General features: G+C 66.9%; 11 protein-coding genes and 1 pseudogene. 9 read left to right on the top strand and 3 right to left on the bottom strand.

What is annotated here, in order from left to right:
- Window positions 1–18 precede the first annotated feature (18 nt).
- Genes AC1DDA_RS01920 through AC1DDA_RS01930 form a run of 3 tightly spaced genes read right to left on the bottom strand, consistent with a single transcriptional unit; the run spans window position 19 to window position 5748 of the window.
- Window positions 19–3435, bottom strand: coding sequence for an error-prone DNA polymerase (locus tag AC1DDA_RS01920; protein WP_476794405.1), 3417 nt, complete (start codon window positions 3433–3435; stop codon window positions 19–21).
- The gene (locus AC1DDA_RS01925) at window positions 3432–4976 is read right to left on the bottom strand and encodes a Y-family DNA polymerase (RefSeq protein WP_476794406.1); all 1545 of its coding nucleotides are present in this window, start codon (window positions 4974–4976) and stop codon (window positions 3432–3434) included. The genes AC1DDA_RS01920 and AC1DDA_RS01925 overlap by 4 nt, the downstream gene beginning before the upstream one ends.
- A complete protein-coding gene (locus tag AC1DDA_RS01930) occupies window positions 4882–5748 on the bottom strand; it encodes an ImuA family protein (RefSeq protein ID WP_476794407.1) in 867 nt (288 codons plus the stop codon). Before AC1DDA_RS01930 ends, AC1DDA_RS01925 begins: the two co-directional genes overlap by 95 nt.
- A 198-nt stretch (window positions 5749–5946) precedes the next feature.
- On the opposite strand from AC1DDA_RS01930, the gene AC1DDA_RS01935 reads away from it, so the two are divergent.
- The 9 genes and pseudogenes from AC1DDA_RS01935 to AC1DDA_RS01975 all read left to right on the top strand — a co-directional run bounded on the left by AC1DDA_RS01935 (window position 5947) and on the right by AC1DDA_RS01975 (window position 14738).
- Complete coding sequence (locus AC1DDA_RS01935) at window positions 5947–7392, top strand: phospholipase D-like domain-containing protein (RefSeq protein WP_441511287.1); 1446 nt, start codon at window positions 5947–5949, stop codon at window positions 7390–7392.
- A gap of 88 nt (window positions 7393–7480) precedes the next feature.
- Window positions 7481–8275, top strand: a pseudogene (locus AC1DDA_RS01940) (endonuclease/exonuclease/phosphatase family protein); the annotation flags it as partial.
- Between the two features lie 358 nt (window positions 8276–8633).
- The gene (locus AC1DDA_RS01945; RefSeq protein WP_476794408.1) at window positions 8634–9182 is read left to right on the top strand and encodes a chromate transporter; all 549 of its coding nucleotides are present in this window, start codon (window positions 8634–8636) and stop codon (window positions 9180–9182) included.
- Between the two features lie 7 nt (window positions 9183–9189).
- Window positions 9190–9726 carry a chromate transporter gene (locus AC1DDA_RS01950; RefSeq protein ID WP_476794409.1) on the top strand — a complete coding sequence of 179 codons (537 nt, stop codon included), beginning with the start codon at window positions 9190–9192 and terminating at the stop codon, window positions 9724–9726.
- 179 nt (window positions 9727–9905) lie between these two features.
- Window positions 9906–10616, top strand: coding sequence for a GntR family transcriptional regulator (locus tag AC1DDA_RS01955; RefSeq protein WP_476794410.1), 711 nt, complete (start codon window positions 9906–9908; stop codon window positions 10614–10616).
- Window positions 10617–10736: 120 nt separating this feature from the next.
- Window positions 10737–11699: a dihydrodipicolinate synthase family protein gene (locus AC1DDA_RS01960; RefSeq protein ID WP_476794411.1), complete on the top strand. Its 963-nt coding sequence runs from the start codon at window positions 10737–10739 to the stop codon at window positions 11697–11699.
- Window positions 11700–11778: 79 nt separating this feature from the next.
- Window positions 11779–12780 (top strand): 4-hydroxyproline epimerase, encoded by a 1002-nt coding sequence (locus tag AC1DDA_RS01965; RefSeq protein WP_476794412.1) that lies wholly within the window; start codon window positions 11779–11781, stop codon window positions 12778–12780.
- Between the two features lie 169 nt (window positions 12781–12949).
- A complete protein-coding gene (locus AC1DDA_RS01970; protein WP_476794413.1) occupies window positions 12950–13519 on the top strand; it encodes a TetR/AcrR family transcriptional regulator in 570 nt (189 codons plus the stop codon).
- A 40-nt stretch (window positions 13520–13559) separates the two neighbouring features.
- Window positions 13560–14738 carry an efflux RND transporter periplasmic adaptor subunit gene (locus AC1DDA_RS01975; protein WP_476794414.1) on the top strand — a complete coding sequence of 393 codons (1179 nt, stop codon included), beginning with the start codon at window positions 13560–13562 and terminating at the stop codon, window positions 14736–14738.
- Window position 14739: the final 1 nt, after the last annotated feature.

Below are 14739 nucleotides of genomic sequence, written 5' to 3' on the forward strand. Positions count from 1 at the left end.
AAACGGATGCTCGTCCTCTCAATGGAAATCCCGCGATTTCGGCAGAATGCGCACATTTCGCGGATGGCGGTGGCGCGGCAGCGGCGGGTTCTTCAACTCGTCGACGGGCATGGGAATCTCRGCACGATGCGTGTCCGACAGCGAGAGCAGATCGGCCGAGCGATCGATAATGCGCTGGGCAATGAGGTGGATCACCCCCTCGACGCTCTTCTGCACCCTGCCCTCGACCAGCATCAGCCGCGCGCCCATGACCTCGCGACGGAAACGCTCGAACAACCGCGCCCAGATCACGACATTGGCGATGCCGGTCTCGTCCTCCAGCGTGACGAAGATGGCGTTGCCATTGCCCGGACGCTGGCGCACCAGCACGATGCCGGCCGTGCGGGCGAAGGCGGCGTCGGGCTTCGCGTTGGTCTCGGCGCAGCTCAGGATGCCCTCGCGGTGGAAGCGCGGGCGCAAAAGCTGCATCGGATGCCCCTTCAGCGAGAGCCGGACGGTCTGATAATCGGCGACGATGTGCTCGGCGAGCGGCATGACAGGCAGAGTCATCGCCGGCTCCTGCCCCAGCTCGCGCGCCTGCGCCGCCTGGAACAGCGGCAGAGCCGCGTCGTCCGGCAAGCGGCGCACGGCCCAGAGCGCCTCGCGCCGGTCCAGTCCGAGCGAGCGGAAGGCGTCGGCATCGGCGAGCAGGCGCATGGCGCGGGCAGGCAGAGCGGCCCGGCGCATGAGGTCCTCGACGTCGCGATAGGCGCCACCCGCTTCTCGTGCTTCCGCGATGGCTTTGCCCCAATCCTCCTTGAAGCCGTCGATCTGGCGGAAGCCGAGGCGGAGCGCGAAGGAGTGCTTCTTCACCGGCTCTCCTGTCCGCTTTCCGGCACTGGCACCGGAAGAACCCCTCTCTTCCAACCCATTGTCCCAAGCGCTCTGGCTCACATCGACCGGTAGCGGCTCGACGCCGCCGTTCTCCTGCGCCTCCCGAACGATCTGGGCCGGAGCGTAGAAGCCCATCGGCTGCGAGTTCAGCAGCGCGCAGGCGAAGGCAGCCGGATGATGCTTCTTGAGATATGAGGAGATGTAGACCAGCTTGGCGAAGGAGGCGGCGTGGCTCTCCGGGAAGCCGTAGCTGCCGAAGCCCTTGATCTGATCGAAGCAGCGCTGGGCGAAATCGGGAGCGTAGCCCCGCGCGATCATGCGCCCGACCATCAGATCTTCGTAATTGCCGATGGTGCCGTCGTTGCGAAAAGTCGCCATCGCCTTGCGCAGACCGTTGGCTTCGACATCCGTAAATTCGGCAGCCACCATGGCCAATTTCATCGCCTGCTCCTGGAAGAGCGGGACACCGAGGGTCTTGTTCAGGACCTCGTACAATTCGTTCTTGGGATGGGGTGGCCTGGGTGAAGGAAACACAACGTCTTCCAATCCCGCCCGCCGCTTCAGATAGGGATGGACCATGTCGCCCTGGATCGGGCCGGGCCGGACGATCGCGACCTGAATCACGAGATCGTAGAATTTTCGCGGTTTGAGGCGCGGCAGCATGTTCATCTGGGCGCGACTCTCGACTTGGAAGACGCCCAGCGACTTGCCCTCGCAGAGCATGTCATAGGTGGCTTCGTCGCCATCCGTGAAATCGGCGAGTTGATAGGGTTTTCCGCCATGACCTGCGATCAGCTCGAACGCTTTGCGGATGCAGGTCAGCATGCCCAAGGCCAGCACATCGACCTTCATCAGCTTGAGCTCGTCGATGTCGTCGCGGTCCCATTCGATGAAGGTGCGGTCCGCCATCGCAGCGTTGCCGATCGGCACGGTCTCGTCGAGGCGCCCGCGCGACAAGACGAAGCCGCCGACATGCTGCGAGAGATGGCGAGGAAAATGCAGTAGCCGCACCGCGAAGTCGACGGCGCGGCGGATCGTCGGATTCGTCGGATCGAGCCCGGCCTGACGAACACGGGCATCGCCGATCTCCGTGCCCCAGCTTCCCCATTGCGTGTCGGCAAGGCGGGCGGTGATGTCCTCCGTCAGCCCCAGCACCTTGCCGACTTCGCGGATGGCGCTGCGCGGCCGGTAATGGATCACGGTGGCGGCGATGCCGGCGCGGTGGCGGCCATAGAATTTATAGATCCACTGGATCACCTCCTCCCGCCGCTCATGCTCGAAATCGACGTCGATATCGGGCGGCTCCTTGCGCTCGGTCGAAATGAAGCGTTCGAACAGCACGTCGTTGTCGGCCGGATCGACCGCGGTGATGCCGAGCACGTAGCAGACGGCGGAATTGGCGGCCGAGCCACGGCCCTGGCAGAGGATGCCTTTGCTCTCCGCGAATTCGACGATCTGGCGGATGGTCAGGAAATAGCGGGCGTATTCGAGCTTCCCGATCAGGTCGAGTTCCTTCGCCAGCAAGCCCTGAACCTTATCCGGAACGCCATCCGGATAGCGGATCAGGCAGCATCGGCGAACCAGTTCCACCAGCCAGTCCTGATCCTTCCAGCCGGGCGGGATCGGCTCGTCGGGATACTCGTATTTCAGCTGGCCGAGATCGAACTCGACGCGGGAGAAGAGGGCTTGCGTCTCGGCGATGGCCTCGGGTGCGTCACGGAAGAGGCGGGCCATTTCCTGCGGCAGCTTGAGATGACGCTCGGCATTGAATTCGAGCAGGCGCCCGGCACGCTCGATGGTGACGCCCTCGCGGATGCAGCTGAGCACATCCTGCAGATCACGCTGTTCGATGGAATCGTAAAGTGCGTCATTGGTCGCGATCAGCGGGGTGCGGGTCGCGGCGGCGATGGCCTTGAGACGCGCGAGGCGGCGGCGGTCGTCGCCGCGCCGGTGCATGCTGGCACCGAGCCAGACCGCGCCGGGTGCGGCATCGTCGAGCTGCGCGAGCAGTTCCGGCAGGCCGTCAAGGCGCTGCGCCGGCATCAGGATCAGCAGCAGGTCGCGGGCATCGTTCAGGAGATCATCGATGACGAGGCGGCATTCGCCCTTCTTCACGCCTTCCTTGCGATTGCCATGGCTGAGCAGCCGGCAGAGGCGCCCCCAACCCTCGCGATTCGCCGGATAGACGACGATGTCGGGCGTGCCGTCGGCGAAGACGAGGCGGGTGCCGGTCGCGAGCTTGAAGCTCTCCGCCATCGCCTTCATCTGCTCGGGGGTGAAGGGCACCTCCGCGAAGGCCGGGTTCTCAATCCAGACATACTCGCCCGGACAGCCGCCCTCGCGCACCTTTTCCGGCGCCGGCAAGCCGTCCTCACGCAGATGCTTCAGCGCGGCCCAGGCACGCACGACGCCCGCCACCGTGTTGCGATCGGCGATGCCGATACCGGCATATCCAAGCAGCAGCGCCGTCAGCACCATATTCGGCCCCGGCGAGGCGCCGCGCAGGAAAGAAAAATTCGTTGCCGCAACGGGTTCGGCGAAGGGGCTGACAGACTGATTCATGCGAAGAGCCCGTGCAGGAACCAGCGCGGCGGCGCGCTGTCGGCTTCGTAGAAGCCGGTGCGATAGAGCCAGAACCGGCGGCCCTGCGCATCCTCGACGCGGTAATAGTCGCGCATCGGCTCGTCGCTGCCGTCGCGCCACCATTCGGGCGCGATGCGCTCGGGGCCTTCGGCGCGGGCGACGTCATGGGTGAGGCGCCGCCAGCGGAAGCGGATCGGGGGGCCGTCCGGCACTTCCGCGATGGCCTCGACCGGCTGCGGCGGCTCGAAGAGCTGCAGCGGGCGGGCCGGCGGCTCCGCCGGCTCGGGTTCGGGCCAGGGCGCTTGCGGCAGCGGCGCGGCGGCCGAGAGCGCTTTTGCCGCGCGAACGGGATGGTGCGTGTCCTGCGCCGCGAAGCGCAACACCCGGTCACGGCCGAAACGGGTGACGAGCCGGTCGACGAGATCAGCCACGGCCTCCTCCTCGACGGCGCGGCCATCGAGGCTGTGTTGCGGCGTGTTCAGCGGTTCGCAGACCGGCACGGCGAGCTTGATCGCATCGAAGCCGAAACCGGGATCGAGCGGATCGGCCAGTGCCTCGATACGCTCGCGATAGAGCCGGAGCAGCGCCTTGGCAGCGCGCGAGGGCCGGCTGGTCTCGATGGCGAGACGGCGGACAGCGCCGTCGCTGCGGAAGAAGGCGATCTCGAAGACGCGCCCGCCTTCGCCGCGCGCCTCCAGCACCCGCGCGGCTTCCCCGATCAGGCGGACGACCACCGCCTCGAGGCTCGCAGTATCGGCGAAGGGCTCGGCGAAATGGCGCTCGACCACGCAATCGGGCGGCGGCCGCAGCGGCACGATGCGCCTATCCTCGTGGCCGAGGATGCGCCGGAGCTTCATCGCCAACCCCTCGCCGAAGCGGGCGGAGAGGGTTTCCGAGGGGCGCTCCGCGAGATCGGCCAGCCTCTTCAAGCCGGCGCGGGAGAACGCGATCACGGTCTCCGCTTCGGCCTCCAGCGCCGCGACCGGCAGCGGTCGCAGCGCCGCTTCATCCTGCCCCGGCGGGATGATGCCGCCCCGTGCGAAGCGGGCGCAGGCACGGGCGGCATCGGGCGTGCCGGCGATGGCAACCTTCAGGCTCAGGCCCATCCGGTCCATCACCCGCCGCACGAGACCGACCATCCCCTCCTCGCCACCGAAGAGATGGGCGCAGCCGGTGATGTCGAGCATGAGGCCATGCGGCTCATCGAGCGCGACCAGGGGCGTGAAGCGGTCGCAAAAGGCAGCGAGCGCTTCTAGAAACTGGCGGTCCGCCTGCGGCTCGGCCTCCAGCGCGACGAGATCGGGGATACGGGCGCGGGCATCGGCCAGCGTCAGGCCGCGGGCCAGACCGAGATCGAGAGCACGCCGGTCACAATCGACCAGGCGCAGCGCGTTGTGCTGCGTCTCGACCAGGACATGAGGCTTCTCAGCCGGTGCGCCGAAGGCCGGAATCGCGCCCGTCCGCCGCAACCTGTCCGTCGCCAGGAAGGGGAACCAGAGGGCGAGATAGCGGCGCGGCATGGTCTGTCCGGGAAGCCAGTCTGTCGGATCGGTCGAAAAGGCTGCGTTCCGCGAAAGATCGTCGATCACGGTCCCACTCCACACGCCACTCACGTTCCGCCGCGCCGCCGCGCTGGCGCAGCAATCTCAAGGCGAAGGCCGGGGCACCCGGGGCATTGGCCTCCAGCGCCCGCGAGGCGACCGTCCGGACCTGCCAGCGCGTGCGCGCCGCGCTCGGCGTCTCGGCCGCCGCCACCCGCAGCAGCAGAACCGGGACGCCCGAGCCTTCGGCCGCCAAGGCGAGGCGGCGGCTCGCCGTCAGGTCGAAGGAGCGCGGCTCCCCCCAGGGCTCGATCAGCACGGCGCCGAGCGCAGGGCAGCGCGCCGCCTCGGCACCGGCCCGCAGCACGCTTTCGCCGTCGCGCGCCCGCACCAGCAGGAGGCGCGCCGGGTCGAGGCCGAGTTCGTTGAGCCCCGGCGCGTGCAGCCGGCCCCCCTCGGCATCGACGAAATCCTGCCGTGCCCAAAGGATCGGCCGTTCAGCAGCCTTTTCCTCCGCTGCCCCCGCCCTCAAAGCGAGTCCGAGCGCGAAGCCGGTCGCGGCGGCGAGATCGGCAATCTCGGCGGCGTAGACCTCGTGCAGTGCCGCCCGCGCGAGACCGCCATTCAGGGTCTCGTCCAGCGAAGCCACGCCCAGGCCGATCCGCGCCTGCGAAGCCGGCCCGGCGCGTAGGGCCCCTTCGGCAAGGCTGCGGCGCAGATCGGCCAAGGTCAGGGTAGTGGTTACGGGCATGGCAACAAGGTAACTGTTCTCTCTTTGTTCCTTTATAAGCCTCTCCCCGGCGGAAGGCGAGTCCGGTCTCGCCGCCCTCCCTCCCATCCCTGACGCGTGATGACACCGAATGGGGCGCACCGTCTTCCTGGCGATCGGGACGCCCCCTCCAAACCGCCGCCATGGCGAACCGGCCGCCCACGCGCTAGCTTCACGGGCATGTGGGGGATTCTCCAAGCCTATTGGCCGCATATCCTTGCTGCCATCTCCATCGTGATGGCGGCCGTCGCCGGCGCGCATGCGGTGATGACGAAGGACGAAGTGCGCGCCGCCATCGGCTGGACCGGCGTCATCATCCTTTCGCCGATCGTCGGCCCCCTTCTCTATGCGATTGCGGGCGTGAACCGGATCCGACGCGCCACGATCCTGGCGCAACGGCCCGGCCATGGTCGACCCGGAACGCACTTCCACGCCAGCGACAAGGTGGTCGGGGCGCGGTTCGGGCAGCGCTTCGCGGCGCTCAAGACTTTGGGCGACCGCGTCGCCCGCCATCCTCTGACCACCGGCAACAGCATCGAGACCCTGCGAAGCGGCGACGAAGCCTACAGCGCCATGCTTGCCGCCATCGGGGCGGCCGAGCGCAGCGTCATCCTCGAGAGCTACATCTTCGACCGCGACCCTATCGGCCTGCGCATCGCCGATGCGCTGATCGCCGCGCATCGGCGCGGGATCGCGGTGCGCGTGCTGATCGATGCGGTCGGCGCCCGGTATTCGGTGCCAAGCATCGCCGGCCATCTGCGCGAGGGCGGCGTCGCGGTCGACGTGTTCAACGGCAACATCATCATGGGCCTCAGGCTGCCCTACGCCAATCTGCGGACGCACAGGAAGATCATCGTCGTCGACGGGACCGTCGCCTTCATGGGCGGCATGAACATCCGCCAGGGCTTCACCCGCGAGTTCGCAGGAGACGCCTATGCCCATGACACGCATTTCCGCCTGACCGGGCCCATCGTCGCCGATCTCTTCATGGTCGCGGCGGAGGACTGGCGCTTCGCCTCCGGCGAGGCGCTCGAAGGCCCGGCATGGGACATCACCTTGCCTGCCGCCAGCGAACTCGCCGCGCTCGTGCGGGCCGTTCCGTCCGGCCCGGACAGCTATCTGGAGACCAATCACAAGCTCTTGATGGGCGCACTTTCGGTCGCGCGGCGCTCCGTCAGGATCATGTCGCCCTATTTCCTGCCGGATCAGGAATTGATCAGCGCGCTCGTCACGGCGGCACGGCGCGGCGTCGATATCGACATCATCGTCCCCTCCGTCAACAATCTGGTGCTGGTCGACAGGGCGATGACTGCGCAATTCGACCAGATTCTCAAGAATTACTGCCGAATCTGGCGCTCGACCGGTCCGTTCGACCATTCAAAGCTCTTCGTCGTCGATGGTTGCTGGGCCTATGTCGGCTCCTCGAACCTCGACCCGCGTTCGCTCAGGCTGAATTTCGAGATCGATATCGAAGTGCTCGACCATGATTTTGCCGGCGGAATTGCCGAGCGCGTCGAGGCCGTGATGGCGCAGGCGACACCTGTCACGCTTGCCGGCCTGCGCGCACGCCCTTATGTCTTGCGTCTGATGGACAGGTTGATCTGGCTCGGCTCTCCCTATCTTTGAGCCGAAACGGTCAACGCCCTGACGCGATGGATATGCAAAGCTTCGTCCTGTTCGATTCGAGCGGGCCAAAGCCTCAAACGGCAGAGCGATGCAGAAGAAGAGCCCGAGCCTGCGCGCCAGCATCATCGCCTCGCTCCGCCAGCGGAAGAACCGCGATGAAGCGCCCAGGCATGGGCCGGGCGAGCGGCCGGCAGGCACGCTCATCGCCTCCTACAACGTCCACAAATGCGTCGGCGTCGACGGCCGCTTCGATCCCGGCCGCATCGCGCAGGTGATCCGCGAGATCGCCCCCGACATCATCGCCCTGCAGGAGGCCGACAAGCGCTTCGGCGCCCGCCACGGCCTGCTCGACCTCGCGAGGCTGAAGGAGGAGACGGGTCTCATCCCCGTTCCCATCGAGAGCGCCAACGCCGCCGCCCATGGCTGGCACGGCAATGTCGTGCTGTTCCGCCAGGGGCTGGTGCGGGACGTCCATCAGGTCTCCCTGCCCGGGCTCGAACCACGCGGCGCGCTGGTCGTCGACCTCGATCTGGAGGGCGGCAGGGATGTGCGCATCGTCGCCGCCCATCTCGGCCTGCTGCGCCGTTCGCGCTCGCAGCAGGCGCGCATGCTCCTCGACGTGATGAGGAACCGCGACGAGCGCCCCACCCTCCTGCTCGGGGACCTCAATGAATGGCGCCTCGGCGACCGTTCGTCGCTCAAGGAGCTTGGGCCCACTTTCGGCGCGCTGCCGATGCCCGTGCCCAGCTTTCCCTCGGGCCTGCCGCTGCTCGCGCTCGACCGCATCATCGCCAACCGGCCGGAGATGCTGTCCGACGTCACGGTCCACGATACGCCGCTGGCGCGCATCGCCTCCGACCACCTGCCGATCAAGGCCATCCTCGGCCCGAGCAGCCCAAGCCTCGCGGGCCTCCCGCTGCCAGCTGTCGCGCTCGGGCTCACGGCCAGCCCGGCGACAGCGATCATCGGCTTTCGCAACGGCGCCGCGCCGACCGGGCCGGAGGGCACGGCTTTGCCGATCTCGGAGCTTCCGGACGGAAGCGAAGGCAGCAACCGGGCGCTCGTGCGCAAGGCGGGCGACCGGCTGAAGCGCGCGGTCAAGCGCACCTTGCGCCGGGCTTGAGCCACCCTTTCCAAAGCTTTCCCGGCCCTGCGTCATGGCGCGCATGCGTCCCGACGCTGGCAACATCCGATAAATACTGCTTTCTGGCCCTCTCAGCTGCCAGATGGCTTGGAATCACATGCCGGATGCCTTGGCCGAGCGCCCAAGCGCGCTGCACCTTTTCCTGATCTTCGCGCGGATCGGGCTGACCAGCTTCGGCGGCGGCCTGAGCGGCTGGATGCTGCGGGAATTCGTGCAGCGGCGCCGGCTGATGAGCGAGGAGGATTTCCTCAACGGGCTCTCGATCGCGCAGGCGCTCCCCGGCGTCAACGTCACCAATATGGCGATCTGGATCGGCTACAAGCTCGGCGGCCGCAGCGGGGCGATCGCCTGCTGGCTCGGCATCGTGGTGCCGGCAGCGATCGTCATCGTGCTGATCGGCACGGTCTTCTCGTCGCTCGGCGGCTATGCCGTCACCCATGTGGCGCTCGGCGGCGCCGCCTCGGCCGCGATCGGCCTCTCGTTGGCGATGGGATTGACGGCGGCGCGGCGCGTCCCGCGCCGGGTTTTTCCGCTCGCGATCATGGCCGCGACCTTCTTTGCCGTCGCCATCCTGAAATGGCCGCTGCTCTGGACCGTGCTCGGCGCCGGTTCGCTGAGTGTCGCCATAACCTATTATCGGGGCTGAGCACCGGATGCCCAATCTGCCGCTCAGCATCCTCGTGGTCTTCCTGCCGCTCTCGCTGGTGACGATCGGCGGCGGCCAAAGCGCCATCGCCGACATGCACCGCCAGATCGTCGACGTGCATCATTGGTTGAGCGCCACGCAATTCGTCGATGCCTTCGCCATCGCGCGGCTGGCGCCGGGGCCCGGCTCGCTCCTGGCGACCCTGATCGGTTGGCAGATCGCGGGGTTCTGGGGCGCGCTGGCCGCGACCATCGGCATCTTCGGGCCGACCGCCTTCCTGATCTACGGCGTGGCCCATATCTGGTCGCGCTATGAGGGCGCAAGGCCGCTGCGCGCCCTGGAAAAAGGTCTGCGCCCCGTCGCGGCCGGCATGATCCTGGCCGCCAGCTATGTGCTGATCCAATCGCTCGACGGAGGCTGGCTCGCCCGCGGCACCGCGCTCGTCTCGACAGCACTGCTGATGCTGACGCCGGTCAATCCCCTGCTGCTGATCGCCGGCGGCGCCGGCTGCTTCGTCGGGCTGCATCTGCTGGCGCTGATCTGAGGAAATCGCGGAGTCGGGTGCGCGGTTCGTGATCGGGCTCCGCTCCTTCACCAGATCGCCGCGCGTCCCATCGGACGAACAGTGACCTATCTATTTGTTATCGCATTGGATTTCTCCGAAAAGTGGATTCCACTTTTCGGTCCGATGCTATATCCCTCTTGTCGACAAGAGGTGCGCGAATGAAACCGGCGAAGACGACCACAAACGCAGCGCCCGAGCGCAAACGCGGCTCCGGCGTGAAGCTGGTCTACGATCTGTTACGCGACGAGATTCTCGATCTGGTGCTGCCGCCGGGTAGCCCGATCGACGAAGTGCAGCTCGCCGAGCGGTTCGAGATGTCGCGCACCCCCATCCGCGAGGCTCTCGTGCGGCTCGCCGGCGAAGGGCTGATCGTCACCCTGCCCAATCGCTCGACGATGGTGTCCAACCTCGACTTCCTCAACCTGTCGCCCTTCTTCGATGCCCTCATGCTGATGTACCGGGTGACGACGCAGCTCGCGGCACAGAACCACCGCCCGGAGGATCTGGACGCGATCCGGGTCCGGCAGGCGGAATTCGCCGGGGCGGTGAAAGCGCAGGACGCACTCGCAATGATCGCAACGAACGCAGCCTTCCATGCGGCGATCGCCGAAGCCGGCCGCAACCCCTATTTCAACAGCCTGTTCAGCCGGCTTCTCGACGAAGGCCGTCGCTTCCTGCGACTCTACTACCAGTCCTATGACGACCGGCTTCCGCAGCAGTTCGTCGACGAGCATGAGGATATGATCGCCGCGATCGCCGCGCGGGACATCGTTGCGGCCGAGCGCCTCGGCCGCGCCCATGCCGAGCAGATCATCCAGCAGATCCAGAAGCTTACGGTGGGCGACAAACGGCTGGAGATGACCCTGTAGCGCTCGCCTTTCGTTCTTGTCGACAAATAATATGCAACATGCGATAAAGACGCCGGAGAGAGGCCTGTCGCGGCGCGACATAGCGCTCTCCCCCAACCACAAAGCCAGCAGGAGAGCGCGATGAAGGCCAAGATTTTCTCGGGCGTGATCCCCGCCCTGATGACGCCGTGCAAGGCGGATCGGACGCCTGATTTCGATGCCTTGGTGCGCAAGGGCAAGGAGCTGATCGCAGCCGGCATGTCGGCCGTGGTCTATTGCGGCTCGATGGGTGACTGGCCGCTGCTGACGGATGCGCAGCGCATGGAAGGTGTCGAGCGGCTGGTGAAGGCCGGCATCCCCGTGATCGTCGGCACCGGCGCAGTCAACACGGCGTCGGCCGTCTCGCTTGCGGCCCATGCCCAGAAGGTCGGCGCCCAGGGCTTGATGGTGATCCCGCGCGTGCTGTCCCGCGGCACTGTCGTCCTCGCCCAGAAGGCGCATTTCAAGGCGATCCTCTCCGCCGCACCGGATCTGCCGGCGGTGATCTACAACAGCCCCTATTACGGCTTCGCCACCCGGGCCGACCTGTTCTTCGCCCTACGGGCAGAGCATCCGAACCTCGTCGGCTTCAAGGAGTTCGGCGGCCCGGCCGACATGCGCTATGCGGCCGAGAACATCACCAGCCGCGGCGACGACGTCTCGCTGATGATCGGCGTCGATACCGCAGTCTTCCACGGCTATGTGAACTGCGGCGCGACCGGCGCGATCACCGGCATCGGCAATGTCCTGCCGAAGGAGGTGCTGCATCTGTGCAGGCTGTCCGAAGCTGCTGCCCAGGGCGATGCCGAGGCGCGCCAGCGGGCGCTCGAGCTGGAGCAGGCGCTCGCCATCCTTTCCTCCTTCGACGAAGGCCCCGACCTCGTGCTCTATTTCAAGCATCTGATGGTGCTGAAGGGCGACAAGGAATACGCCCTGCACTTCAACGAGACGGATATGCTGACCAAGAGCCAGCGCGGCTATGCCGAAGCGCAGCTCAAGCTGTTCGACAGCTGGTATGCCGCCTGGACGCAGCAGGCCGGCGCCGTGCAGAAATACGCGGCCTGACACGCGAGTACCAACCGAGCGCGCGGCGATGGGGCCAGCCTATCGCCGCGGGCCCAAGGCGCCTCCGGAGACCGGACCTATGGCCAGCTACACCTTCTCCTGCCTCGACGGCCACACCTGCGGCAATCCCGTCCGCCTCGTCTCGGGAGGAGGCCCCAGGCTCGAAGGTGCGAACATGCTGGAGAAGCGCGCACATTTCCTGCGCGAGTTCGACTGGATCCGTACCGGGCTGATGTTCGAGCCGCGCGGGCACGACATGATGTCGGGCTCGATCCTTTACCCGCCGACCCGGCCCGACTGCGACGTCGCCGTGCTCTTCATCGAGACGTCGGGCTGCCTGCCAATGTGCGGTCACGGCACGATCGGAACGATCACCATGGGCATCGAGAACGGGCTGATCACACCGCGCGAGCCGGGCCGGCTCGCAATCGATGCGCCTGCCGGCAAGGTCGATATCACCTATCGCCAGGAGGGCCGCTTCGTCGAAGAGGTGCGGCTGACCAACGTGCCGGGCTTCCTCTACGCCGAGGGGCTGACGGCGGAGGTCGAAGGCCTCGGCGAGATCGTGGTCGACGTCGCCTATGGCGGCAATTTCTATGCGATCGTCGAGCCGCAGAAGAACTTCCGGGACATGGCCGATCACACTGCCGGCGAACTCGTCGGCTGGTCGCCGAAGCTGCGCGCGGCGCTCAACGCGAAATACGAATTCGTCCATCCCGAGCATCCGGAGATCCGGGGCCTCTCCCATATCCAGTGGACCGGCCAGGCGACCAAGCCGGAAGCCGACGCCCGCAACGCGGTGTTCTATGGCGAGAAGGCGATCGACCGGTCGCCCTGCGGCACCGGCACCTCGGCGCGCATGGCGCAGCTCGCCGCCAAGGGCAAGCTCAAGGTCGGCGACGAATTCGTGCATGAGTCGATCATCGGCTCGCTGTTCAAGGGGCGTGTCGAGGCTGCCACGACCGTCGCCAACCGCGAGGCGATCATCCCCTCCATTGCCGGCTGGGCGCGGATGACGGGCATCAACACGATCTTCATCGACGATCGCGATCCCTTCGCCCACGGCTTCGTCGTGAAATGAGCGAATCCCAAGCGCTTTCCGCGACTTGAGCGCAGGCGCCCTCTCCTCTCGAAGTTACGCAATTCAACGCGGGCTGCCGGATGTCAGGCGCGCCCGCGCATCTGGCTCGCCTTGATTTTTCGCGCCCAAATAAATATCCAACCGGTTGGATATTTATGAAAGCCAGATCATGGGCAGGCACAGAACCATCGACCGAGAGGCGGTTCTCGACGCGGCGGAACGAGTCGTAATGCGCGCAGGAGCCGCGCATCTGACGCTGGATGCCGTGGCTGCAGAGGCCGGCATCAGCAAGGCCAGCGTCCTCTACGACTACAAGAGCAAGCGCGCGCTGATCGGCACACTCATCGAGCGCCGTGTCGGCACCGAGGAAAAGCGGATCCAGTCTTTCATCGATGCCGAAATCGGCAAGCCGGATGCGGATATTCGCGGGCGACTGGCCGCCGCCTCGCGCTCGTCCTCGGAAGAGGACCGCGCGGTCGCCCTCAACCTCTGCGTCGCGCTGGCGCAGGATGCCGAGCTGCGCGGCCCCGTGCAGAAGTCTCTGCAGAACACGCTGTCCGCCATCGCCACATCCTCGACACATCCGCGCGGCGCACTGCTCGCCTTCCTCGCGGTCGAGGGATTGACCCTGCTCGACTGGTTCGGGCTGCTCAGCTTCCCGGAGCCTGAGCGCGACAGGTTGATCGCCGAGATCGGCTGGTTGATCGGGCAGTCGCCGAGCGCGATTCCCCAGACCTGACACGCAAACACTGAACTCATCGAGCGCCGAGCCCGAACCCATGTCTTTCTCGACTTCGACCCTTTCCCGCATCCTCGTCATCGCCCTGCCGCTGTTCGCGGCCGCATGCAGCGAGCAGAAGCAGCCTGCCAAATCGGCCGCCCAGATGCCGCCGGTGACGGTCGGCATCGTCACCGTCGAGCCACAGAACCTGCCGGTGACCAACAACCTGCCGGGGCGCATCGCGCCGACCCGCATCGCCGAGGTGCGCCCGCGCGTCACGGGCATCGTCGTCGAGCGCGTGTTCCAGCAGGGCAGCCTCGTGAAGCAAGGCGACGTCCTCTATCGGATCGACCCCGCGCCGTTCCGGGTGCGCGTCGAGAGCGCCGAGGCGACCCTGAAGCGCGCCGAGGCGACGCAGCTGCAGGCCCGCCAGCAATCCGACCGCATCGTCGAGCTGCGCGAGCGCAACGTCGCCAGTGCGCAGCAGCAGGAAAGCGCGGTCGCCGCGCTCGCCCAGGCCGACGCCGATGTCGCGGCAGCGCGAGCGGGTCTCGCAGCGGCGCAGCTCGACCTGCAATATTCGGAGGTCCGCGCCCCGATCAGCGGCCGGATTGGCCGCGCGCTGATCACCGAAGGCGCGCTCGTCGGCACCGGCGCCGCCGATATTCTGGCGACGATCCAGCAGCTCGACCCGGTCTACGCCGACTTCACCCAGTCCGCCGGCGAATTGCTGGCGCTGCGCCGCGCTCTCAAGCTTGGTGCGCTGACGAGTTCGAACCCCGGCGCGGCCAATGTCCAGCTGCTGTTCGACAATGGCGAGCGCTATCGCCATTCGGGCAAGCTGCTGTTCTCGGAGGCGACCGTCGATGCGACCACCGGGCAGGTGACGCTGCGCGGGGAGTTCCCTAACCCGGAGGGCGACCTCCTGCCCGGCATGTATGTCCGCGTCGAGATCGAGCAGGGCGTGCAGAGCAACGCCATCGCCGTGCCGCAGCAGGCGATCCAGCGCGACGGCCGCGGGCAGGCGCAGCTCTACATCCTCAAGCAGGACGGCACGCTGGAGCTGCGCTCGGTCCGCGCCGGCCGGACGCTGGACAACCGGCAGGTGATCGATGACGGGCTCAAGCCCGGCGAGCAGGTCGTCGTCGAGGGTTTCCAGAAGATCCGCCCGGGCGCGACGTTTACCGGTGCGCCCTGGCAGGCGGCCGCCCCGGCCAAGGCCGGCAAGCAGGGCTGAT

The sequence above is a fragment of the Allobosea sp. 10N428 genome, assembly GCF_056394545.1.

Excerpts from the sequence above, each read along its gene's own strand:
- AC1DDA_RS01925 (WP_476794406.1), bottom strand. The coding sequence starts at position 4,976 with ATGCCGCGCCGCTATCTCGCCCTCTGGTTCCCCTTCCTGGCGACGGAC.
- AC1DDA_RS01930 (WP_476794407.1), bottom strand. The coding sequence starts at position 5,748 with ATGCCCGTAACCACTACCCTGACCTTGGCCGATCTGCGCCGCAGCCTT.
- AC1DDA_RS01935 (WP_441511287.1), top strand. The coding sequence starts at position 5,947 with ATGTGGGGGATTCTCCAAGCCTATTGGCCGCATATCCTTGCTGCCATC.
- AC1DDA_RS01945 (WP_476794408.1), top strand. The coding sequence starts at position 8,634 with ATGCCGGATGCCTTGGCCGAGCGCCCAAGCGCGCTGCACCTTTTCCTG.
- AC1DDA_RS01950 (WP_476794409.1), top strand. The coding sequence starts at position 9,190 with ATGCCCAATCTGCCGCTCAGCATCCTCGTGGTCTTCCTGCCGCTCTCG.
- AC1DDA_RS01955 (WP_476794410.1), top strand. The coding sequence starts at position 9,906 with ATGAAACCGGCGAAGACGACCACAAACGCAGCGCCCGAGCGCAAACGC.
- AC1DDA_RS01960 (WP_476794411.1), top strand. The coding sequence starts at position 10,737 with ATGAAGGCCAAGATTTTCTCGGGCGTGATCCCCGCCCTGATGACGCCG.
- AC1DDA_RS01965 (WP_476794412.1), top strand. The coding sequence starts at position 11,779 with ATGGCCAGCTACACCTTCTCCTGCCTCGACGGCCACACCTGCGGCAAT.
- AC1DDA_RS01970 (WP_476794413.1), top strand. The coding sequence starts at position 12,950 with ATGGGCAGGCACAGAACCATCGACCGAGAGGCGGTTCTCGACGCGGCG.
- AC1DDA_RS01975 (WP_476794414.1), top strand. The coding sequence starts at position 13,560 with ATGTCTTTCTCGACTTCGACCCTTTCCCGCATCCTCGTCATCGCCCTG.